Source organism: Psychrobacter sp. NC44 (assembly GCF_904846655.1).
Classification (GTDB): domain Bacteria; phylum Pseudomonadota; class Gammaproteobacteria; order Pseudomonadales; family Moraxellaceae; genus Psychrobacter.
Window position 1 is genome coordinate 26,552 of the sequence record NZ_CAJHBN010000018.1, and the last position, 24,337, is coordinate 50,888.

The 24,337-nt window shown below is 43.6% G+C and carries 18 protein-coding genes; 6 read left to right on the forward strand and 12 right to left on the reverse strand.

Features of this window, described 5'->3' with window-relative positions; all coding sequences use genetic code 11:
• The first annotated feature begins 53 nt into the window (after positions 1-53).
• Positions 54-719, forward strand: coding sequence for a DUF924 family protein (locus JMX95_RS11995; RefSeq protein WP_201560931.1), 666 nt, complete (start codon positions 54-56; stop codon positions 717-719).
• A gap of 302 nt (positions 720-1,021) precedes the next feature.
• Here the strand turns inward: JMX95_RS11995 and JMX95_RS12000 are convergent, their stop codons facing one another.
• The 3 genes from JMX95_RS12000 to lpxB form a co-directional block, all read right to left on the reverse strand.
• Entirely contained in the window at positions 1,022-2,251 is a 1,230-nt protein-coding gene (locus JMX95_RS12000) for a CAP domain-containing protein (RefSeq protein WP_087815914.1), read from the reverse strand.
• Positions 2,252-2,538: 287 nt separating this feature from the next.
• Positions 2,539-3,393 carry a ribonuclease HII gene (locus tag JMX95_RS12005; protein ID WP_087815912.1) on the reverse strand — a complete coding sequence of 285 codons (855 nt, stop codon included), beginning with the start codon at positions 3,391-3,393 and terminating at the stop codon, positions 2,539-2,541.
• Positions 3,394-3,466: 73 nt separating this feature from the next.
• Complete coding sequence (gene lpxB, locus JMX95_RS12010) at positions 3,467-4,774, reverse strand: lipid-A-disaccharide synthase (protein ID WP_109590030.1); 1,308 nt, start codon at positions 4,772-4,774, stop codon at positions 3,467-3,469.
• A gap of 427 nt (positions 4,775-5,201) precedes the next feature.
• Here lpxB and JMX95_RS12015 point away from each other — a divergent pair, with 427 nt between their 5' ends.
• Positions 5,202-6,284, forward strand: coding sequence for a 3-deoxy-7-phosphoheptulonate synthase (locus JMX95_RS12015; RefSeq protein ID WP_045446373.1), 1,083 nt, complete (start codon positions 5,202-5,204; stop codon positions 6,282-6,284).
• Positions 6,285-6,423: 139 nt separating this feature from the next.
• On the opposite strand, the gene pepN is transcribed toward JMX95_RS12015, so the two are convergent.
• Positions 6,424-9,024, reverse strand: coding sequence for an aminopeptidase N (gene pepN / locus JMX95_RS12020; protein WP_201560939.1), 2,601 nt, complete (start codon positions 9,022-9,024; stop codon positions 6,424-6,426).
• Positions 9,025-9,419: 395 nt separating this feature from the next.
• Here pepN and JMX95_RS12025 point away from each other — a divergent pair, with 395 nt between their 5' ends.
• From JMX95_RS12025 to JMX95_RS12035, 3 genes are all read left to right on the forward strand, one after another.
• On the forward strand, positions 9,420-10,016 hold the full coding sequence (locus JMX95_RS12025) for a DUF6231 family protein (RefSeq protein ID WP_055124945.1): 597 nt from the start codon (positions 9,420-9,422) through the stop codon (positions 10,014-10,016).
• A 156-nt stretch (positions 10,017-10,172) separates the two neighbouring features.
• On the forward strand, positions 10,173-10,691 hold the full coding sequence (pal, locus tag JMX95_RS12030) for a peptidoglycan-associated lipoprotein Pal (RefSeq protein ID WP_109590035.1): 519 nt from the start codon (positions 10,173-10,175) through the stop codon (positions 10,689-10,691).
• Positions 10,692-10,812: 121 nt separating this feature from the next.
• On the forward strand, positions 10,813-11,613 hold the full coding sequence (locus JMX95_RS12035) for a 4'-phosphopantetheinyl transferase superfamily protein (RefSeq protein ID WP_201560932.1): 801 nt from the start codon (positions 10,813-10,815) through the stop codon (positions 11,611-11,613).
• Between the two features lie 119 nt (positions 11,614-11,732).
• On the opposite strand, the gene JMX95_RS12040 is transcribed toward JMX95_RS12035, so the two are convergent.
• A complete protein-coding gene (locus JMX95_RS12040; protein WP_045452795.1) occupies positions 11,733-12,626 on the reverse strand; it encodes a hypothetical protein in 894 nt (297 codons plus the stop codon).
• Between the two features lie 626 nt (positions 12,627-13,252).
• Between JMX95_RS12040 and JMX95_RS12045 the strand changes: the two genes are divergently transcribed.
• On the forward strand, positions 13,253-14,011 hold the full coding sequence (locus tag JMX95_RS12045) for an IclR family transcriptional regulator (protein WP_201560933.1): 759 nt from the start codon (positions 13,253-13,255) through the stop codon (positions 14,009-14,011).
• A 91-nt stretch (positions 14,012-14,102) separates the two neighbouring features.
• Here the strand turns inward: JMX95_RS12045 and mmsB are convergent, their stop codons facing one another.
• From mmsB to JMX95_RS12080, 7 genes are all read right to left on the reverse strand, one after another.
• Positions 14,103-15,041 carry a 3-hydroxyisobutyrate dehydrogenase gene (mmsB, locus tag JMX95_RS12050; protein WP_087815898.1) on the reverse strand — a complete coding sequence of 313 codons (939 nt, stop codon included), beginning with the start codon at positions 15,039-15,041 and terminating at the stop codon, positions 14,103-14,105.
• A 123-nt stretch (positions 15,042-15,164) separates the two neighbouring features.
• Positions 15,165-16,394 carry an enoyl-CoA hydratase/isomerase family protein gene (locus JMX95_RS12055; protein ID WP_201560934.1) on the reverse strand — a complete coding sequence of 410 codons (1,230 nt, stop codon included), beginning with the start codon at positions 16,392-16,394 and terminating at the stop codon, positions 15,165-15,167.
• A 59-nt stretch (positions 16,395-16,453) separates the two neighbouring features.
• A complete protein-coding gene (locus tag JMX95_RS12060) occupies positions 16,454-17,236 on the reverse strand; it encodes an enoyl-CoA hydratase (RefSeq protein WP_087815893.1) in 783 nt (260 codons plus the stop codon).
• Between the two features lie 81 nt (positions 17,237-17,317).
• Positions 17,318-18,478, reverse strand: a complete 1,161-nt coding sequence (locus tag JMX95_RS12065) for an acyl-CoA dehydrogenase family protein (protein ID WP_087815891.1) — start codon at positions 18,476-18,478, stop codon at positions 17,318-17,320.
• A 63-nt stretch (positions 18,479-18,541) separates the two neighbouring features.
• The gene (locus JMX95_RS12070; protein ID WP_109590045.1) at positions 18,542-20,026 is read right to left on the reverse strand and encodes a CoA-acylating methylmalonate-semialdehyde dehydrogenase; all 1,485 of its coding nucleotides are present in this window, start codon (positions 20,024-20,026) and stop codon (positions 18,542-18,544) included.
• 360 nt (positions 20,027-20,386) lie between these two features.
• Complete coding sequence (locus JMX95_RS12075; protein ID WP_109590047.1) at positions 20,387-22,441, reverse strand: propionate--CoA ligase; 2,055 nt, start codon at positions 22,439-22,441, stop codon at positions 20,387-20,389.
• A 208-nt stretch (positions 22,442-22,649) separates the two neighbouring features.
• The gene (locus JMX95_RS12080) at positions 22,650-24,320 is read right to left on the reverse strand and encodes a fatty acid--CoA ligase (RefSeq protein ID WP_109590049.1); all 1,671 of its coding nucleotides are present in this window, start codon (positions 24,318-24,320) and stop codon (positions 22,650-22,652) included.
• Positions 24,321-24,337: the final 17 nt, after the last annotated feature.

Genomic DNA, 24,337 nt, shown 5'->3' on the forward strand with positions numbered 1-24,337 from the left:
GACATAAATATTTGCGCTATAGTAGACTAAATTCATCATAATTAGAATATCTTATGTCACTATCAACCGATTATTCCACTGCTACTAGCCAAGCTTATTCATCGCAGCTCGACCCAAAAAATATTCATTTAGAACATCTTGATGCTAATGCGCGTGCTGTACTGGAGTTTTGGTTCGACAAAGACAATGAGCCATATTGGTTTGCGCAAAATGATGACTTTGATACGCAGATAAAAGATAAATTCGGTGATATCTGGCAAGCTGCCAAGCAAGGTGAATGCGTGACATGGCGTAGCGCAAACGCGCCAACCGATAGCAATAGCTCCATCACGGCGTTGGCAGGCAGACTAGCAGAAATTATTGTCTTAGATCAGTTTTCGCGTAATTTATGTCGCGGGCAAGCAGGCGCTTTTGCACAAGATGGTATGGCTATCGCATTGGCACAAGAGGCTATTGGACAACCACACTTTGATACATTACCGACTGAATGGCGCAAGTTTATCATCATGCCATTTATGCATTCAGAGTCATTGGTGATCCATAAGCGCTACTTACCATTGTTTGAAAAATTACATGATGACAATACGCTGGATTTCGAAAATCGTCATAAAGATATCATTGAACAATTCGGTCGCTATCCGCATCGCAATGACATTTTAGATCGCGAGTCAACGGATGAAGAAGAAGCCTTCTTGCAACAACCGAACTCGTCGTTTTAGCGCTTATATATTTATATGATTGATTGCAATATGGTTTATTGCAATATGATTTATTCTAATATAGTTACTTCAACTCAAAAGAAGTGTGAAGTACAAGGCAACCAAGTATAGGCATATATATATATTTCAAGCGAGATGAACGCCGAACTTTTTATAGTGCAATGGATTGACTATGATAATAAAGCAAGGGCTGAATCAGATAACTGGTTCAGCCCTTGCTTTATTTTACTTAATTTTTAGGTGCTTTCGTTCAGATTGGTGCTTTTATTCAGCTTGAGGACACGCCCTAGTTCACTTAATTATTAGTTCACTATCCCTGTCGTAAAGGTAAAGCTCTCACGCTCGATAGTTTTATTATCCACTAAAATATCAAAGCTGACACGGTAGTCACTGTTGCCATGTAAACCACAGTTTTTGCCTTTTTTACTGGCAATCTGGCAGCTTTTTAAATTATCAGTGATTGGTAATATAAAAGCTTCGTTTGCTGGTAGTGCATTTGCCGTATTTTTATAGGGATCTTGGCGATAGTCTAGCAGCTCAATCGGTACATCGATATTTCGCTGGATATCATGGAATATCACATTGCTGATATCAATCGTTTGAGCGGATGGCATATTGATATAAATGGGTTGCCCGATAGGATCCACTCGCAAGTCACGACCTGTATGCTTGACAGGATCTGGCGTCTCATTATATAGCGCGGTTACTGTATCCGTCACGCCTTCACATGGATAAGTGAATACGCCTTTAACCGTATTATCTTTAGTCGCTTGGGTCGCTGCTGCATGGTTGACCAATACATAACCTTGGTTATTCGCCGCCTCTTTATTGTATGGCTTATAGATAACCACGCCAGTACCCGTCACGCTTGCACTAGGCATCATTAATGAACGCAAATGGTAAGGCGCTGCCAGCAAGGACTTTGCCATCGAGCCTGCCACAACATCCGAGCGAATAAGATTGCCTACTGAACTATAGTGAATAGATTGGGCGATATTCTCAGTCACACCATATCGTACATTTGGGTAATTTGCGTTTGATAAACGATCGGTAAAACTTAAGCCACCAAAAAATGGATTATTGCTACTGGTAACGCCCGAAATATCTGCAATCTTATTTTCGTAATGCGCACTGAATGCGGTCGGTGAGCTATTGGCAAAGACGTATTTAATATAATTTGCATGTTTAATGGCAACATCATCAAGCGCGGTATCAACAGATAAGCCGCTCAGACCACAGCTGGTACGTGCCAAACTGAACTTATTGTTGGCAATTAATGCAGCCTTTACCTCATTAGTAGCAGTACTGCTATCAGGTTGGTCGCCAACATTATCGCTTGAATTGTCACTTGTATTACCACTGGGCTGCTCGTTTGGCTCGATAGCAGGTGGGTTCGGGCTTGGCGCATTGGTATTAGAGCTGCTATCAGAGCCACCACCGCCCCCACCACAAGCTGTTAGAAACACTGTCAAAAAAAGCACTGCAGCAAGATTTTTCTGTGGCGTACTTATTAATAGCGTACTGAGCGTCATTTTTTATCCTATAGAATAATAGCGCGTATATAAGTCAATAAATGCCAGCGTTAAATATGCGGACATAAGCTAAGTAGACTTAAGCTGCTAATATCACAGTATTGAATTTATTTGTAATGGCATTGTAATACAGTCCAAAAATTTTTACTTGGTGTTTCTTGAAGACTGATACGTTCATTATAGACTGTCTTATTTTTAGTCATGACTATTTCCACTTAGGCTATTTTAAAGAAGCACGCTCAGCTTAACGTTTATTTTTAAGTGCTTTCTTCTTAAGTGATTTGTTCTTAAATGGCTTTCTCTAATGACTTTCTGACTGGTGCAAAACTACGTCTATGCGCAGATAATACGCCGTATTTTTCGATTGCCTCTACGTGTGCGCGTGTTGGATAGCCTTTATGTTTGGCGATACCGTATTCTGGATGCTCGGCATCAAGCGCATACATGGCTTTGTCACGGCTGACTTTAGCTAATATACTGGCGGCAGCAATGCTGGTATGACGCGCATCGCCCTTTACCCATGCTTGGCAATCGATAATCGATTTTTCTATACCCAGTTCAGCGAGCATTGCCTCATTTAATTCAGGGCAGCGATTACCATCGAACAAAACTTCGACCTGCCTCATAGAGTTGACAAGAGGATGAGCAATGGCTTTTAACAATACTTCGGTACATAAGCGCATACCGAGCATCGTCGCTTGCAAGATATTGACTTGATCGATGACCGCTGCTGGGATCTCGGCGACAACATAACCAATAGCATGCTGCTGAACCAACGGATAAAGACGGTCACGCTTCTTTTCACTCAGCTGCTTGGAGTCGGTCAAGATAGATAATGGCGTGTCCTTTAATGGCTGCATCTCAATCAATCCTGACCAAGTTTTAGGCAATATCGCAGCAGCCACATTGACGCTACCGAGCAACGGCCCACGTCCTGCTTCATCAACGCCCATTTGTAGCGTTGACTGCTGCAAGCCTTGCTCCACCTCGATCCGATACTGAGCAAGTAGCGCATCAATATCTACCTGACCCGATAAACGAATAGGCTCAACCAGCTGCAGATATTGACCTTTGATATCAATTTGCTCAATACTTATTTCAATCGGGGTGACAAAATTGTCGGTTTGGTACTGGTTACTCATAGGGGCGTGGTATCTTTGTTATTAGGTATCATTGTGATTAATAGAAGAAGAAATGATCGCAATCAATAATGGCTTAAATCCAATGTTTCGCTTGGATAAACCATTGCTCAATCACACTATTAGCGGGATCATGATTACTCTGCTGTTGTAATAAGTGCTTGGTGGCGACGAGATCTTTTAATTGCTCAGCATAGGCACGCGGTTGCAGTAGCCGCATGACCGTACGACAGATATTATCACCACTCGCCTGCTCTTGAATCAGCTCAGGAACGATTGCAGTATCAGCCAAAATGTTGGGCAGCGCCACATAAGGCACTTTGACCAAGCGTTTGGCAATCTGATAGGTGAGCTTATTTAATTGATAAACCACCACCATCGGTCGCTCTAATAGCATCGCCTCTAGGGTTGCAGTGCCAGATGCCAGCATCACAATATCTGAGGCTGCCATCGCGTGCTGACTAAAGGCTGGCTGGCTATCATCATAGACCACCACGATGGCAGCACGTAGTTGCTCTGAGCGCTGATCAATAACATCTTGGACGATGTATTGGTGATTCTGGTCGACGGTCGGAATGATAAAGCACAGCTTGGGGTCAAGCAATATCAACTTTTGAATACCATCTAACATCAATGGCAAAATAGCCGTGATTTCACCGCGCCGAGAGCCTGGCATCACACAAATAAGCTGGCTGACATCGTCAAATCGTTCAATAAAAAACTGCTGCAAGCCATCGTTGTGCCAAACCAGCTCACTACGGCGCTGATTGATCGGTGTCTCTAATAATGTTTGATCGATCGTACGCAACAGCGGATGACCAACACATATTGCTGGATGATTATGACGTTCATAAACGGACAGCTCAAAGGGGAACAAACACAACACAAGGTCGGTCGCTGCTTTAATATTATGAATACGTGACTCACGCCATGCCCAAATAGAAGGGCTCACATACTGCACGCAGAATACGCCTTGCGGTTTTAACTTTTTAGCCACTCTAAGATTAAAATCAGGCGCATCAATGCCAATAAACCAATTAATATCAGCGGCTTTAAATGCGCTCAATAATTCACGGCGAGCTTTAAGTAGGTCAGGTAATTGCGCCATGACTTCTACCAAACCCATTACTGCCAAACGCTCCAACGGAAAAATGCTTTGCAGCCCTTGCGCTTGCATCTTTGTACCACCGACGCCGACCCATACAATATCACCACGTAGATTATTCATCTGCTGCATGAAGTCTGCGCCCAAGCTATCCCCTGACACCTCACCTGCGACGATACCGATGACCAATGGCACAGTCTGTAATTCAGCACTTCGAATTTCAGTCTCTGTTTGGTCTATAAAGTTATGATATTGATCAGGCGTAGCAGAATCTGTCATGACAAGCTCTCGATATTAAAAAATACAATAAATGCATATAAAATAAATGAATGATTATTATAAAATACGACGCATAAAATCTGCGCGAAAGCTCTGTGATACCTAAGCATTCGCCATACTCACTATTTTATCGTCATACCTTTTATATTGTCATCATACGTGACGATGATACAAATAGCTAAATTAGCTGATAAAAGCCAGAAATAACTACTTAACGGGTTAATTCGTTTTTCTATACGGACAGATAAATTGAGTAACAATCTTGCTTGTTGAAGCGCTCATATACGATTAACGCTGAACAAGTATAACTAAGTTTTGGTTTCCTCATTCCAGTTATCAGTCAATTAACTGCGCGACTGCCCTTGTCAACCAACACTTTTGTCCGCATAATGAAACTCCCTATAAATCAGCTAGACGATATATAACCATGACAACATCAGTTACCCATAATGCAGATATTGACGACGTGAATATTGAAAAGTTCATTCCTTTGATCACTCCCGCTGAGCTAAAAACTGAGCTACCTTTATCAGATGCAGCCTATAAAACCGTATTAAACGGTCGTAATACCATCCAAAACATCTTGGATGGTAAAGACAAGCGCCTCTTTGTGGTTATCGGCCCCTGCTCTATTCATGATATCAAAGCCGCTCACGAATATGCCGATCGTTTGGCCATATTAGCAAAAGAAATCGAAGATAGCGTGTTCGTTGTGATGCGCGTATATTTTGAAAAGCCGCGCACAACCGTTGGCTGGAAAGGCATGATTAATGACCCTGATATGAATGACAGCTTCGACATTGAAAAAGGTCTGCGTACTGCCCGTAAGCTACTGCTCGATTTGAATGAAAAAGGTCTGCCTTGCGCTACCGAAGCACTAGACCCGAATACCCCGCAGTACATGCAGGATTTGATCAGCTGGTCAGCGATTGGCGCACGTACCACTGAGAGCCAAACGCATCGTGAAATGAGTTCAGGCTTATCATGCCCAGTAGGCTTCAAGAATGGAACAGATGGCGGCATGACAGTCGCTGTTAACGCAATGCAAGCCGTAAAAGAAGGTCATAGCTTCTTGGGTTTATCAGCAGATGGCAAAGTCTCAATCATCAAGTCTAAAGGCAACCCTTACGCGCACGTGGTACTCCGCGGTGGTAACGGCAAGCCCAACTATGACGAAACTGCGGTTGCGCAAGTGGAAAACGAGCTAGCAAAAGGCAAAACCAATAGTAAGATTATGATTGACTCAAGCCATGCCAACTCAGGTAAAGACCCGTATCTACAACCAATGGTCATTCAAAACGTTGCTGAACAAATTCAAAACGGCAATAAATCTATCATCGGTATGATGATTGAGAGCCATCTAAAGGGCGGCAATCAGAAACTGACCGCTGACTTAAGTCAGCTCGAATATGGCAAGTCTATCACTGACGGTTGCTTAGATTGGGACAGTACGGTCACTGCCCTGTATAATCTACGTGATATGGTCAAAGACGTTTTGCCTAACCGTTAATATTGACAGTCCCTCATCACGATAAAGATCACTCTATCTTGATAAGTTGCTCAGCAAAAAGCCCGTCCGATATTATTATCGGACGGGCTTTTTCTTATAAAATAATTTAGTTTATTGTTATAGAGTCATTTAATTTACCCTACTCGCTCGCTGATCCTAAAACACTGTTTAGACTTTCAAGTACATGCTTAGAAGAAGCCTGCTTTTGCAACTCAATCAACCGCTCATGCGCCATTTGACGACGTGGCTCCGCCAAGGTATTCCAACGCGCTAGCACTTGCAATAAGCGCGACGCCAAAACAGGATTGGCATCATCCAACTTTTTAATCACACCAATATAAAGCTCTAACCCTTCTGCCGTCCATAAAGCCGTTGGCTGCGAGGTAAAGGCACTGACCACTGAGCGTACACGATTGGGCGTATTCCAATCAAAATCTGCGTGAGCGATCAAGGATTGGATAGTATCAGCGGTCACAGTATCAGCAGACGCCTGCACACTAAACCATAAATCGATGACCAAATCATTATTTTGGAAGCGATTATAAAAGTCCGCCAAATACTCATCAGCATTTAGCAGTTGATGATTGACCATCGCTTTCAACGCACCGAAACGCTCCGTCATACAGCTTGCATCATCATACTGCTGCTGCGCCCATTCATCTGCGCCATCGACATTCGCGGTCAGCGCCATATCGAGCACCACATTACGCAAGGCACGGGTGCCACGAGCCTCGGCACTATCTTCATAAGACTGCATAGGTAGCTGCTCATAAAGCTCAGCCCATTGATCTTTTAGCGCCTCTGCAAGCTGTTGATACAAGTCGTCGCGCTGCGCTTTCACCAATGCTGGATCGTAATCTTTATGAATAGCAGACGCCAGCTCTTGCGCTGATGGAATATCAAGCAAGCGGGCAGCCAACATCGCATCCTCAGCCGCGAGCACAGGCAATGTCTGCGCTAATGCTTGCAGATAGATATCAGGACTGCTCTTCTCGCCTTGACCTTGCAGCAAGATACGATTGACCAGCATCTGCGTCACTTGCCAGCGGTTAAAACCATTGGTTTCATGTTTGAGCAAAAATGCCAAATCTGCATCTTGATAATCATAATTGAGCTGTACTGGCGCACTAAAATCACGTAGCAAGGATACAACAGGCTCACGCGCTATATGTTCGAAGGTAAAGGTTTGCGTGGCTTGATCGAGCAGCAGCATATGCTCAGCCACAATGTCACCACTGTCTTTATCAAATAGCGCCGTCGCGACCGGAATAGGCAGTGGTTTTGGCGCAGCAAAGCCACTGACATGACGGGTTTGCTGACTTAACGTAATCGTCAGTGTCTGCGCTGCATGGTCATAATATTGATGACCAGACACCATTGGTGTGCCCGGCTGACGATACCAGTCGATAAAGCTTTCAATCTTACTATCAGTAATGCTAAGCGCTGACAAAAAGTCCTCAACCGTCACCGCTTGCCCATCATAACGACGGAAATACTCATCCGTGCCTTTACGAAAATTCTCGGCTCCTAACGTATTGGCAATCATGCGCACGATTTCAGCACCTTTCTCATAAACAGTCGTCGTATAAAAATTATTAATCTCGACGAAACTTTCAGGGCGTACCGGGTGCGCCAGTGGTCCTGCATCCTCCGCAAACTGATGAGCACGCAAGGTCGCCACATCGTCGATACGCTGTACGGCACTCGACTGCTGATCCGCTGAGAAGGATTGATCGCGGTAAACAGTAAAACCTTCCTTCAAACACAGCTGGAACCAATCACGGCAAGTGATGCGATTGCCTGTCCAGTTATGAAAATACTCATGGGCAATGATGGCTTTCACACTAAAGCTACGCGAGTCCGTTGTGGTCTCAGGACTGGATAACACACAAGCGGTATTAAAAATATTCAGACCTTTGTTTTCCATCGCACCCATATTAAATTGACTCACGGCAACAATCATATAGCGATCTAAATCGTAGGCGCGACCATAATTGACCTCATCCCATTTCATCGAATCTTTCAACGCTTGCATACCGACATCACATTTATCAATGTCAGCAGACTTTGCGTATATTTCCAGCAACACCTCACGACCTTCGCTGGTGGTATAAGAATCCGTCAATACGTCTAAATCAGCGACAACGCAGGCAAATAGATAGCTTGGTTTATTGGTTGGATCATGCCATATCGCATAGTGACGGTCTGGGGCATCTGCCACTTCACCCTCTTCAACCAAGTTACCATTGGCCAATAGTGTTGGATAACGCTTATCCGCCTCAAGACGCGTGGTAAATATCGCCAATACATCGGGGCGGTCTGGATAAAAGGTAATTTTACGAAAGCCTTCGGGCTCACACTGAGTGACAAACATCGTCTCATCACCACTGCCCGCCATATAGAACCCTTCAAGTGCGGTATTGGTCTGCGGACAGATGCGTACTTGAATCTCTAAAACAACTGCATCAGGTGCATTATTAATAGTCAACGTACCTGCTTGTTGTTGATAATCCTCAGCCATCAATGGCTTACCATTCATCGTAATGGCGATCAGCTCCAACTCCTCACCGAATAATACGAGATCTCCTGCTGTTTGACGTACCATCTTCAGAGTGCTGTCTACCTGTGCATGATTTTCGAACAGTTTAATATCTAAATCAACCGTTTCCACATCAAAGCTAGGTTTCTGGTAATCTTTTAAATTAATTTTACTTGGGGCATGCGGTGGCACATCTGGCATATCAGGATTAATAATTTGAGCATCAGTTTCAGCAATAGACATGGGTATTCCTATTATTATTTGTGGCAAAAAATATATACGGTAAAAAGCGGGATAATTTAGGTTAAGGCAGGTCATCAATTAGCATAATCTTATGACCATTAACATGATAATGGTATCTTGCTACATTGACCTAAACTGCCAAATTTCAAGAGCAGGTCCCAATTTTATTATGTTCATCGTCCCTGATACTTATCAAAATGCGATAGCAATGAGAGAGTCGATATATCAAAAGAATAAGAGAGTCGACATATTAAAAGAGCAGCATAATCAGCATCAATCACCCATTGGATAATCGCGATTAAAATGATTTAATAGGGTCACTGATGACCAACACTCGATAAACGGCCTATTATATGATAAAGCAAACCGACAGTCGCTCAGACATTACGTTACCATTACTGATAGATTACGTTGAGGCTCTTTTGCCCTCACTAACCATACAAGCGAACGCATCCACAACGATTGAATCTACTAATAATGACACTGAGTTGCTGTGGGTCGTCCCAGATCAAAATGCGCGGTTAGCATTAAAGACACTGCTAAAAAATACCCGCTCACCACAAATATCGACATTATTAGAGCTCAATCAACGACAATTACCTGAACGTTATGAGCTCGCCTGTTTTTGGTTGCCCACACTCTCACCAGAGTTTCTGCAGCAGTATATTCCGCTGCTCATGCGCTATCGAGATCTTTATGCGGCACACCTGCTAATCGCCCTTGATGACACCCTAGATCTAAAAGCTTATGGCTTTACCCCATTTGATATCTTGAATGAACCATCTTTAGAGATGAATACTACTGACAAATCAGAGCAGCCTTCATCTGTAAAGTCATCAGCGTCCGCTAGACTTTGGCAGTTCAATTTATATGACTATAAACAGCTGCCAAATTGGTTAAATGCGGATTATTGGGCCAATCCTGAAAATTGGGGCAAGCACCGCTGGTAGTAGATCTCATATCTATCTGTAAATTCTAGCATTATTTACAGTAATACTACTTACATAAAGTAACATTTAGTATATGATAGATAGCAATTGCCTAAGTTTTATCGTAAGCAGTTCAAAAAAAACAATTTTAATTAATTAAAATTTTAGGAGCTCATTATGTCAACCAGTTTTTCTAAGATCGCAGTCCTCGCTGTATTATCAAGCGCTGTGGCACTAACCACAGGTTGTGCGACCAAACGTGCTACTTCTGAAGTCGTGGTTGCCCCACTAGGTATCCCAGGTGGTCAAGTTGGATACACTGGCGCAGTCATCGTAGATAACTCAAGCGCGGTTATTATGGGCGCAGAAAACCTACAGGCAGTTGTTTACTTTGCTTTTGATAGCAGCGAAATTACTTCACAAGCAGCGAGCATTCTTAATCAACATGCCAGCTTGCTCAACTCAAATCCAGCAGCCAGCGTTGTTATCGCAGGTAATACTGATGAACGCGGTAGCCGTGAATACAACATGGCACTAGGTGAGCGCCGTGCTGCTGCAGCACGTGATTACCTTGCTACTCAAGGCGTCGCAGTAAACAATATCCGCATCATCAGTTATGGTGAAGAGCGCCCTGCTGCCGCTGGTAATACTGAAGAAGCTTACGCACTAAATCGCCGTGCTGAATTGTCTTACTAACACCAGTAAAACCAATCACAGTCGATAAAGCTCAATATATTTTATAATTGAAAGCCCAGCAATAATATATCGCTGGGCTTTTTGCATGTTACTAAGTGAACGAATCCAATAGATGTAATCAATGATGCCAAGCTCTATCTTAAATCTGACCCATGTCCAATATACCCAGCTCGATCCTGCAACGTGGTGCGCCACTGCACAAGTGAGCGAGCGTTCATCCCTCAACTTCAAAAGACTGTGGGATGAATTACTGTGGTCATCCGCGAACAATATATCGCAAGTAGATTTTCAGAAACTTTACGAGCTTAGTTGGCATTACTGCCTGTCACCAGTAAGTTTATCAACACGTGAAATGGCGCAGCATCAACGTCAACTACAACGCAAAGGCGTTCGATTATTGCTACAACAATTACTAGATCAGCTAAAGTTGCGCGATACTCTGGATGAGTCAAATTTCCCGTATCGGCTTAGCAGCAGTGAATATTACGTATGCTTTAGTCATACAGGCAGCAAGAATCATGATATTAATCAAAATACCGTTCAGACAATCAATACATCATTGAACAGTAAAGTAACAGTGGTCATTAGTCGTCACCGTCCCATTGGTATTGATATTGAAACCAATCATGTAGCATGGCACGTGGCACAGCGGTTTTATTCTGAGCATGAAATGGCTGCTTTACAAGCATTATCCCCACTTCAGCGTAAGATTATCGCTAAATTACTGTGGCAAATAAAAGAAAGTTTTATCAAAATCCATCAATACAAACTGGCACAAGGATTAGGAATAGATTACTCCTACCTGATTGCTGATTTGATTCATGCTATTAGAGAACCGTCATATTTAATGGTCATAGCAGACATTAAGTCCGATTACCGTATCGCGGTATTGTCAGCGCAACAAACCATTGTTATTTTCTAGACCATTTATACCTGTTATTCATTCTAACAACTACCCTTTCACAGACAAAAAAAACGACCCTTTTTAGGATCGTTTTTTCTTACTACTCTTCTAATAACAGTACTTAAACTGTGATTAGATTAGAAACGGTAAGTTGCACCAAGCTTAACAATTGGCATCCACTCAAGATAATCTTTATCTTCAAGCTCACGCTCAGCAAGTTTAGCAACTTGACCAGCATTTAAGCCTGAATCTACACCACCTGGAGTAACACCATTATCAATATTCACATTTCTTTCTGGGTCAACTGCATTTACAGTCGCGTTAGTTTTACCCATATAGGCTGCGCCGATTTCGCCGAATACACCCCAGTTGTTACCGATGTTAGGACGGAAACCGATAGTACCATAAGGTGCTAGTTTGTTACGATGTTCCATAGTACCTTGTAAAGAACCTACACCGTTTTCGCCATCAGCAACAAACGTTCTATCGTTAATTTTGTATACGCCGCCATCTGGATTAGCAGTTACGTCGATATCGTTGTCAGGTACGATGATACCAGCACCCATTGTAAACCAGTTACCAGTAGGGCGTAATTGCACACCTAGGTATGGGTTGCTGAAGTCAGAATCAACGTCATAGTTTACGTCGTTTGCGTCAAAGTCACCGCCGAATAGGTCAGCAACATCGCCACCTGCCCAACCAGCTTGTAGTTCAGTTTTCTCATTTAGTGACCAACCGATGTTAGCACCATAACCTAAAGTACCAACTTCAGCGCTAACAGAAGCTGGGTTGATAGCAGTTTGGAAGAAAGTCTTAGTACCACCAACAACAGCACCAGTAGTATTGCGAACGATACCAGCGTCAGCATTGTATGCATAAGCAACAGGCTCAGCTTCATATGCAACAGCAACAGGCTCAGCTTCATACACAACTGCATCATTACCATCAACAACGATAACAGGTTCAGCAGCTAGTGCAGCAGTTGACGCTAAAACGGCAGCAGAAATTGCTGTTAATTTAATAAGTCTCATAAATACTCTCCTAAAGTGTGGAATAAGTCGCCCATAAAAAATGACAATTTAGCTTTTTTTAAATCGATCATTTTGTTGAGCAGATTAAAACAATTTTGGCCGGAAAAGTCACCCCTCTAGGAGCGCTTTTTATTTGCCGTTATGTAAAGATTGCATAGATATTGTAATAATTACTACACCAATCCGCAAAACTTCGACTTTCTGTTACACAATGCTCTTAAAGTAACTCAGCAGCGCAAACATGAATATTGGTTAGCTTAATCTTCATGTAAGGATATTACAAAATATGTCATCATAATGACCTACCTCTTTATTTAACTCAATGACAGTTATATAGCTTATTACTACAGTTTGTTGTATTTTGTGAGATGGTGTAGTAATTATTGCTTTTAGAAAACTTTTCAGAAAAAAGTATTGATATTAGTTTTCAATATTGTATGACTGTGTGACGTTAGTATTGATACATTTAGTATTGGCATATAAAGTAACTAGATCTTGTCTAGGCTTGATATTATGCTAAATTAGAGGATAGGAAAATGTGTCGCAAGGCTACGTATTTACTGTTATCTATTAATGCCTTGTTGTATTTCCTACTGTATTCTTTTTATTCTTATTGAGCCACTCATATGCCTAAAGTATCGTCGATTACCCGTGTGTTAGAGATTATCGAGGCGGTGTCCTATGCCTCAAAACCGCTCTCGCCACTTGAGCTATCGCAAGAGCTTGATATTCCCAAGCCGACCATTCATCGATTGATTCAAAATCTGCTCGATGAAGGGTTTGTGACTGTGGATATTGGCGGCGGCATTATACCGGGCAAGCGAGTACGAAACTTGGGTGTTGAGCTTTGGCAGCAGCGATTGTTCTTTAATGAGCGACAAATGATTTTGCAAAAGCTGGTTGATGAGCTAAAAGAGACCTGCGGGATCGGTGTGCCTTATCAGATGAATATGATCTATACCAACCGTGCAAATACGACCTTGCCGATACAGATTTATTTGCCAGTGGGCGCAAAATCACCAATGTGGTGTACAGCGACTGGTAAGCTGTATTTAAGTCAGTTGCCGCGCACAAGCCGCGACAAAATACTGCAAAACCTTTCATTGGATAAGTTTACCAAAAATACGATTACCGATATCGATGCGCTAAACGCTGAGCTTGATCGTATCGCTGAAACAGGTATTGGTATCGATAATGAAGAGTTTATCTCTGAGATGGTGGCAATCGCCGTACCGATACGGGATAGAAAGTCGCGCTACCTTGCTTCGCTATATCTTCATGCACCGACCATACGAGTGTCTTTAGATGATCTCTTAACCCATGTCCCACAACTGCAAAAAGCAGCGCAAGATATTCAGTCGCTCGTCTATGAGCTGCCAAGTTAAATGCCTTGATATAAACCAAAAATAAGTCCAAAAAAAGGTCTGCACTATTATGATAATGTAGACCTTTTTTAGTTATGCTTTTTTTAAAATCTTAAGTCAATACTGAGCTGTCGTGACGCGCCATAATGCTCGAGAAATCTCTATCGCCGTTCTCGATTGCATGCGCTTCATATAGCTCTGTCGCTTTGGCTCCCATCGGCGTCTCTACCTGAGTATCTTCAGCGGTCTGCATGGCAAGGTTAAGATCCTTTTGCATGAGCTTACTCATAAAGCCGCCTTGGTAGCCATTGCTAGAAGGGACATTTTCCATCACTTGCGGATAAGGATTGTATACCTCTAGTGTCCAGTTACGACCTGAGCTTTGTAGCATGATATCCGATAGCACTTTTGGATCGAGACCGTTTTTGACGCCCAGATTAATCGCTTCTGCCGTTCCTGCCATCAAAATTCCAAGCAGCATATTATTACAGATTTTTGCCACTTGTCCTGCGCCATGCTCGCCTGCATGAAAGATATTTTTACCCATCACTGCCAGTATTGGCTCAGCTTTGGCAAAGGCTGTATCCTCTCCGCCAACGATAAAGGTTAACGTACCAGCGATAGCACCGCCCGTACCACCGGAGACTGGGGCATCTAAGAAGTCTATGCCAAGCTTGCTTGCCGCCTCCGCCACTGTTCTTGCATCAGCTGCCGCGATGGTACTACTGTCAATCACTAAAGTACCTTTTGCTAGCTCTGCAAGTAGACCGTCAGAGCCACCCTCTCCTAAATAGACAGAATGGACATGCTTGCCAGCGGGCAACATACTGATAACGATTTGCGCATGACGTGCAGCATCTTTAGGACTATCTGCTACACTGGCACCTGCTTGCTGCAAGCGCTCAGTTGCTTCTGCGGATAAATCATAAACCGAGAGCGGGTAACCTGCTTTTAACAAGTTCTCTGCCATTGGTGCGCCCATATTACCAAGCCCAATAAAGGCGATATGTGGCTTATCCGTCTTGGTAGTATTCATATCCTTTGTATTCATCTCATCATTCCTTGATGGTTAGTATTAATCATGCGCGCAGGCGTTGCTACACATATAGTTGTAAACTATTTAATTGAGTGTAATTTTAATTTGATGTCTATATTAAATTGATAAATTCAATTTTTAACGCACAGACTGACTGCCTAAAGCCTCATCACCCAACCAATCGCCTAACGGATGCTCACCTTTAGCATAAGGATCCACAAAGTGCTGCTGTATGTACGCCTGCCCTTCGCTACTTAGGCAGTCTGCTAGTGAACGCGACCATTGTGGATTACGATCTTTATCAATGAGCAGCGCACGTACCCCTTCTTTAAAGTCAGGATTGGCGGCACAATGTACGGCTACATTGGCTTCTAAATACAGAACTTGCTCTAGTGATAAGTCAGTGACTTTATAATAAAGCGCATAAGTTAAAGCAGCGGTAACTGGACAGCCATGGCGATAAGTGTCTACTGCTCGCTGCGTCCAGCTATCATTGGCAAACTCTGTATCTATTTTTTCGAGTACTGCATCACTTTGTAATAAAGCATCGATATCACCCAGTCCGCCGCTGTTCATCAACTGCTCAATAGGTTGCCAATGGATTGCCAATTTACTAGCAGGCAGTTCAGCTACTGGTTGCGCAGCCAGTGCACGGCTAACAATACTATGAGCGCTATCGTTGTGGCATTTATCGTTATTACCAGCTGCTGATTGCCAATTACTCTGTTTTAAACTTTGTATGACGGCATCATAGTCACTACTGGCGACGGCATACTCTGCAAGATTGGCTAATAAAGCGTCACTGCCATTACACATCGCGCCCGTTAACCCTAAGAACAAACCTGTTTTAGCAGGCATGCGCTGCAAGAACCAACTGCCAGAAGCATCAGGGAACAGCCCAATAGTTACTTCTGGCATGGCAAATCGCGTGCGCTCTGTGACCAAGCGGTGACTACAACCTGCCATCAAGCCCATGCCACCACCCATGATAATGCCGTCACCCCAGAGTATTAGTGGTTTGGAATAAAAGTGCATCTGCCGATAAAGACGATATTCATGACCAAAAAATTCTGTCGCGTAAGGATTCGGTAGCGGTGCATCACTAGACATACTGTCATAAAGCTTACGAATATCACCGCCAGCACAAAACGCCTTATCGCCTGCGCCTTTTAATAGCAATGCCACCACTTGCTCATCACCTTGCCACTGCTCTAGTTGCTGCGATAACAATTGACACATCTCAACGCTAAGGGCATTAAGAGACTTTGGCATATTTAACGTCATTATCCCAATCAGGTGACCACAATCTGTCGGTTCGGTGCTGAATAGTACCGGCGCTTCTGGTTTGCCTTCTATAGCTGTTGTCATAAAAGTGACCTACAAATATTAAAAGAAAAATAGTATCATTAAGTTTGACTTTATGGCGTTTATTTATTTTGCCAAGTGGGTTTACGTTTTTCTAAAAATGCTTGTACACCTTCGCGCTGATCTTCAGTATCGAACAATTTAACAAAGGCTTCACGCTCATGGATAAGGTTTTGTGCAGGCGGAGTATGTCTTGCCGCTTGGATAAGTGTTTTGGAATAACTGACCGCAACTGGTGATTGTTTAGCGACTTTTTGTGCCAAGGCTTGTGCTGTTTGTAATCCCTCACCTTTTATAGCAACTTCTTCGACTAAGCCAATGCGTAGTGCAGTCTCGGCATCGACGCGCTCGCCGCACAATATCATGCGCTTTGCCCAGCCTTCACCTACTAAAGCTGTTAGATTTTGGGTACCGCCAGCACAAGGTAACAAACCAACGCCAGTCTCAGGCAATGCCATTTGTGCATGGTCTTCTGCAATACGGATATCACAAGCCAGCGCACATTCAAGACCACCGCCCATCGCATAGCCATTGATGACAGCGATGCTCACGCCGCGATAGGCTGACAACGCTTCAAATGCTTCACCAAAGGCTATCGCCATACTAATCGCACGACCTTTATCGCCATCTGCAAAATTATTTAAATCGGCACCTGCTGAAAAGAACTTCTCGCCATCACCATGGACGATTAACGCATACACCTCATCATTGGTATTGAGATCAGAGACCAATTGCTTAAGCGCATTGAGACTGTCCATCGTCCACGTATGAGCAGGTGGGTTGTTCAATGTGAGCGTCGCAATATGACCATTAATTGATAGTTTTAAGTTGGTATAATCCGTCATGAAATATCCTTGTTATAATTTTTTATAAAATTGCTTTATCCATACATTCGAATAGGCAAATTATCTATTCATATAAAATGATTAGCGTAACTGGCTTAACGCATCGTCTTGTAGCAGCTGACGTGAGACAATCACGCGCATAATCTCATTGGTGCCTTCTAAGATTTGATGCACACGCAAATCTCGCACATGGCGCTCAAGCGGATACTCATTGAGATAACCATAACCGCCATGCAGCTGTAAGGCTTCATTGGCGACATCAAAACACAAGTCAGTAGACAAACGCTTTGCCATTGCGCAATAAGTAGAGGCCTGTGCATCATTATTGTCGACTTTATTCGCCGCTAAATAGAGCATTTGCCGTGCGGTAATGGTTTGGGTCAACATATCTGCAAGCTTAAACTGTACCGACTGTAAACTAGCAATCGGACTACCAAATTGGCTACGCTCTTGCACGTAATTGGTCGCTGTCTCAAGCGCCGCTTGCGCAGTACCGACTGCACAGATACCAATATTAATCCGACCGCCATCTAAACCCTTCATCGCAATACGAAAGCCTTGACCTTCTTCGCCGATGAGGTTTTCTACTGGCACTTTGACATCTTTAAAGCTAATCGTCCGTGTTGGTTGTGCTTTCCAACCCATTTTATGCTCGTTTTTGCCGTATTCGATACCAGCACTGTCTGCATCAACGACGAATGCTGAAATCCCCTTTGGACCTGCAGCGCCCGTACGTGCCATAACCACTAACACATCAGTGGAACCTGCCCCTGAGATAAAGGTTTTTTCGCCGTTAAGAATATAATGCTCGCCTTGCTTATCGGCTTTGGTACGTAGTGATGCCGCATCAGAACCGGCATTAGGCTCGGTCAAACAATAACTGCCCAGCCATTCACCACTAACCATATTTGGCAAATATTTTTTGCACAATGCATCACTGCCAAACTCACCAATCATCCAGCCAGCCATGTTATGAATGCTCATATAAGCAGCAACAGCCGTATCACCCCATGCTAACTCCTCAAACACCATCGCAGAATCTAAACGCGGCAGACCCAAGCCATCATAGTCAGGGTTGGTATATAACCCTAAAAAGCCGAGCTCGCCTGATTTTTTAATCACATCAATTGGGAAATGCGAGGTGCGATCCCATTCAGCGGCATTGGGCTTTAGCTCTTTTTGTGCAAACTGTCTAGCAGTTTGGCGAAAGGCAATTTGGTCATCGGTCAATGAAAAATCCATGGGGTCATCCTTGTGCTGAATAGAGTGTATTAAAGCGTCAATGCAAATATAGGTGATTCAGCGTTAAATTGAAATAGTGGTATTAACCCCGCGGCTCGCCTCATCATCAAACCAGCGCGCCGTGACGGTCTTAGTTTGAGTATAGAACTGTACCGCTTGCTTACCATAAGGACCGAGATCACCAAGTTTACTGGCACGCGAGCCTGAGAATGAGAACATTGGTAATGGTACAGGAATCGGCAAGTTAATACCGATTTGGCCCACTTGGATATCTTGTTGGAACTTATGCGCAGCTGCACCTGACTGAGTAAAGATAGCCGTACCATTACCATGTGGATTGGCGTTGAGTAATTCAATCGCTTCATCTAAGCTGGCAGCACGCATGATGCACAGTACAGGTCCAAAGATTTCTTCTTTGTAAATTTGCATATCCGCAGTGACGTTATCAAAGATAGTAGGTCCTACAAAGTTGCCTTTCTCATACCCTTCAACCGTAATACCGCGACCATCAAGAATCAAGCTTGCCCCTTCTTCTACTCCAGTACCAATCAAATGCTCAACACGCGCTTTTGCCGCGGGAGAAATTAGCGGACCTAAGTCTTTATCATGCTTACCAGCTGAGACGATTAAACCTTCTGCTTTGGCCTTGATATCATCAATCCATTCACCCGCAGCGCCCACTAGCACCACAACTGACAATGCCATACAACGTTGACCAGCAGCACCAAATGCAGCACCAGCTAGCTGATTTAGCGTTTGCTCTTTATTGGCATCTGGCAATATAACACCATGGTTTTTCGCGCCCATCATACACTGTGCACGTTTTCCTGATTGACTGGCACGCTCATAAACGTGTTTGCCGACGTTGGTCGAACCGACAAATGAAACTGCTTTGATATCAGGATGATCACAAATCGCATCAACGGTCGCCTTGCCACCATGTACGACGTTTAGCACACCTTCAGGTACGCCCGCTTCAACCGCTAGCTCAACCAAACGCATGGTCACCATCGGATCTTGTTCAGAAGGTTTTAGGATAAAAGTATTGCCCGTGGCAATCGCCATTGGGAACATCCACAGAGGAATCATCGCTGGGAAGTTGAACGGCGTGATACCAGCACAAACACCAAGCGGCTGCCAAATACTATAGGTATCAACGCCTGAGGCAACGTTTTCAACGAAATCGCCAATCTGTAGATTTGCAATCCCAGCAGCATGCTCAACCACTTCTAAACCACGGAATACATCACCGCGTGCATCAGCAATAGTCTTGCCCTGCTCTGCGGTCAAGATTTCTGCTAGCTCATCCATATGGTCACGAATCAATGCCTGATATTTTAGAAAGATACGCGCACGTGTGGTAATCGGTGTTTTGCGCCACGTTTGAAAAGCGGCTTTGGCTGCTGCAACCGCCTGATTGATTTCATCGTCTGTGGTTTGCGGAACTTTGGCTATGACTTCTTGCGTGGCAGGATCGGTGATATCAATCCATTCACTGGTATTAGAATCAACAAATTGACCATTGATGAGCTGCTTGACGTGGTGCATAAGATATCCTTATCTTGTTTGCGAGACTACCCTTTAGCGGTGTCTTAATATTCAAAAAGAGAGAAAAAATGATGAGCTTTTATCGATCAAACGTAATTTATAAAATGATTTATTTCGTATCGTTATTGACTATACCAATAAACCATTTTTAGGGTCAAGCGCTTTGTCAAAATTTTATCTGAGTTTATGTTAACGAAAAAAACTTTATGTAAGGTATATTTTCAGTTTGAGCGAAAGCGACTAAGTAGTGATAAAAATGAAGAGACGCCTTAAATTGAAAACAAAAAAGCCCATGATTGTGCATGAGCTTTTTTTCAATATTAACGTTAGATGGCTTTTTTCAATTAATACGCCATCGTATTAGTAGTCTTTCATAGACTGCTTAATCGCCTCAATCGCTGTTGGATTATCAAGCGTTGACATATCTCCTGTTTCGTTGCCTTCTGCTAGAGCACGAATGGCTCGACGTAAGATTTTGCCAGAGCGCGTTTTTGGTAGTGCTTGCGGGAAATAAATTGCCGCTGGCCTTGCGATACCACCAAGGGATTTGACCACAGCACCGATGACCTGCTGCTCAATACGGAAACGATTTTCGGTGGTCGTGACTTGTTCATGATCTCTCAGCACACAAAAGGCTATCGGCAATTCTCCTTTCAATTCATCATGAATACCCACAACCGCACATTCTGCCATCTCTGGATGCGTACTAATCGCTTCTTCAATTTCTTGCGTGCCAATACGATGACCGGCGACGTTAATCACATCGTCAGTTCGTCCTAAAATATAAAAATAACCCTCCTCATCAGTCACGGCATAGTCTGAGGTTGAATATTGCTTGCCATCAAACAGACCAAAATAGCTACTGACAAAGCGTTCGTCATTTCGCCATACCGTGGTCAGACAACCGGGCGGCAATGGTGCACGAATCGCGAGCAGTCCTTTTTCGCCAGCTTTACAAGGTTCGCCTGTTTCTTCATTAATGACATGCGCATCGTAACCATACATGGGATAACCAGGTGAGCCTTGCTTGTGCGGCTTATGATTGAATTTGGGCGTGTTACTCAGGATGGGCCAGCCAGACTCTGTTTGCCAATAATGGTCTAAAATTGGCACACCTAAATGCTTAGTCAGCCAGTTGGCTGTCGATTCATCCAGTGGTTCACCTGCCAAAAAGAACGATTTGACACTTGAGACATCGTAGCGTGTCATCCATGTCTCATCTTGCTTTTTGAGCATACGTACGCCGGTCGGCGCGGTGAACAAAATATTGACCTTGTTGGCTTCCACAATTCGCCACCAGATACCAGGGTTTGGTCGATGTGGTAAGCCTTCATACATCACACTCGTCATGCCAGCCAGCAATGGTGCATAAATGGTGTAAGAATGCCCGACCGCCCAGCCGATATCTGATATCGCCCAAAATGTCTCGCCCGCCTTGCCATCGTAGATATAGTCCATCGACGTCGTTAGCGCAACCGCGTGACCACCTGTATCACGTTGCACGCCTTTTGGCGTACCCGTAGTGCCTGAGGTATAAAGTAAATATGATGGCGTATTTGACTCAAGCCAAACTGGCTCGACAATCGCATTGGCTTCACAGCTGATACGGCGCTGAGTTGCATAATCAACATCAATATTTTTTGGCTCAAATGGTAAAATGCCACGATTGATGACCAATACATGCTTGGGCTTGACCGTTGCTTGCTCTACCCCTTGATTGACAAGGTTTTTATAATTAATAACTTTACCGCCACGCAAACCTGCATCCACCGTGATGACCATTTTTGCTTCGGCATCATCCATACGAATGGCTAAGTTATGGGCAGCAAAACCACCAAATACCACGGAATGTACCGCACCGATACGAGCGCAAGCCAACATGGCATAAGCGGCTTCTAGAATCATCGGCATGTAAATGACAACGCGATCGCCCTTGCCAATACCATGACGCTGTAGCACATCAGCAAAATAATTGACTTCTTTATATAGGTCATTATAGGTCAGACGACGTTTGGTATAGTCCGTGTAAAGCTCAACGTTATTACCCAAATCTTTAAACGCATCGACGACTGCAGGAAAGGTTTCGATTAACTCTTGGTTAATCTCAGAGGATAACCAGATAAAAGCATCTTGCTCTGCGCGTTCTGCAAGATGGCGATCCACACAGTTATAGCAAAGATTGGTCTCGCCGCCGACATACCACTGCGCAAAAGGCAGATTGCTGTCATCAAGGATTTGTTCAGGTTCTTTATGCCAATAGATACGCTTTGCTTGCTCTGCCCAAAACTGCTCTTTATTTTCAATAGAAGAGTGATAAATTTCAGCAAAAGTTTGAGTGGTATTAGATAACGCTTGAGAAGTCTGAGCTTGCTCTGACGATTGGTTGGTCACTGAAGTGGCGGTTTGCTCGCTCATAATAGCTGTCCTTAGCATAAATGATGGGTAATACGATGTAATATTGTCATAGTAAAGATTGGCTATCCCTGCCAGCTATCTCTAATAGAACAAAAAACCGATACACTACGTATCGATTTAGTAGGTATCGGTTTAAAATGTAGCAGAGCTAACAATAAAGGTCAACTATTAAGCCAGTTATCTGCTCAATAGTTAAGCCACTTTAAGCCTATACCTCAGTTTGATCAGCATACATCTCACGCATCACTTTTTTGTCATGTTTACCAACAGAAGTCTTTGGTAGCTCATTGACGAACTTAAACTGACTTGGCACACCATATTTCGGGATAATACCCCGCTCTACAGCTTTCTCAGCAATGGCTTTGATATCATCAACGCTCGTGTCTTGAGCATTAGGTTTTAACACAATCAAGGCCAATGGACGCTCGCCCCACTGTTTGTCACGTACCCCAATCACAGATACGTCAGCGACCGCTGGATGTAACGACAAAATCGTCTCAATCTCTAATGACGATATCCACTCGCCGCCTGACTTAATGACATCTTTTAAGCGATCAGTAATTCTAATATAACCATCAGGACGTATATAAGCAATGTCTTGGGTGTGCATATAGCCGTTTTCCCACAGCTCTTTGCCCGCATCGTCATTTTTTAGATAGCTTTGCGTTAGCCAAGGTGCGCGCAATACCAGCTCGCCAGTATTGTCTTGACCGGTACCAACCGACTCATTATTGCTACTCCATATTTGAGCATCCACCATCAGTACGGGCTTACCAGTCATACAACGGCGAGCGATATCTTCATCTTCACTCATTTCAGGCTCGTCGAGACTAAATTCTGTCAAGCTAATAAGGGGCGCTGTCTCTGACATACCATAACCAGTATATACTTCGATACCTTGTGCCATGGCGGTTTTTGCCAAGCCTTCAGTCAACCTTGAACCACCGATGATCATTTTTAAACCATTAAAGCTAGCACCGCGATCTTGCGCTTCTTTGAGCACCATTTGCAAAATCGTTGGGACACAATGGGTAATACTAACTTTTTCATTAATAATCAAATCCATTAACACATCTGGTGCATAGCGTCCCGGATACACTTGCTTCAGACCAGCCATGGTCGCAGTAAATGGAAAGCCCCACGCATGTACGTGGAACATTGGCGTCATCGGCATATAGACATCACCGTAGCTGACGCCTTGCTTGTCGGGCAGCATACCTAATGTCGCCGCTTCGGTAAGAGTATGCAATACTAGCTGGCGGTGGCTAAAGAATACGCCTTTTGGATCGCCCGTCGTGCCTGAGGTATAAAACGTCGTGGCAATGGTGTTTTCATCAAAATCTGGGAAGTCAAACTCACTATCGGCAGCTTGTAATAACGCTTCATACTCACCTACTACGCGGTTTTGATTACCACCGAAGACTCCTTCAGATGTCACGCCATCATCATCTAGCCAAATAATGTGCTCAATACTAGAGTTTTCAAACTGATAGCTTTTGACCAATGGCGCAAACTCAGAGTTGAGCAGCAGCACTTTTGGCTTAGCGTGATTGATGGTATAAAGAATTTTTTCTGGCGATAGGCGGATATTAACGGTTTGTAAAATATACTCTGACATCGGTACCGCGAAATACGACTCAAGATAACGATGGCTGTCCCAATCCATCACCGCCACTATATCACCTGCATCTAGATTTAAACCTACTAAGACATTGGCCAAGCGATTGATACGATTGAATAAATCTTTATAGGTAAGGCGTTTTTTGTCAGCATAAACGATTTCTTGCTCTAGCGACACCGTTTTGGCACGGTTCAATAGTTGCTTAACTAATAAGGGATAATCGTAAGCAGAAGGGGCGCTGTGGTAAATATTTGACATAGATGTGACGTCCTTGT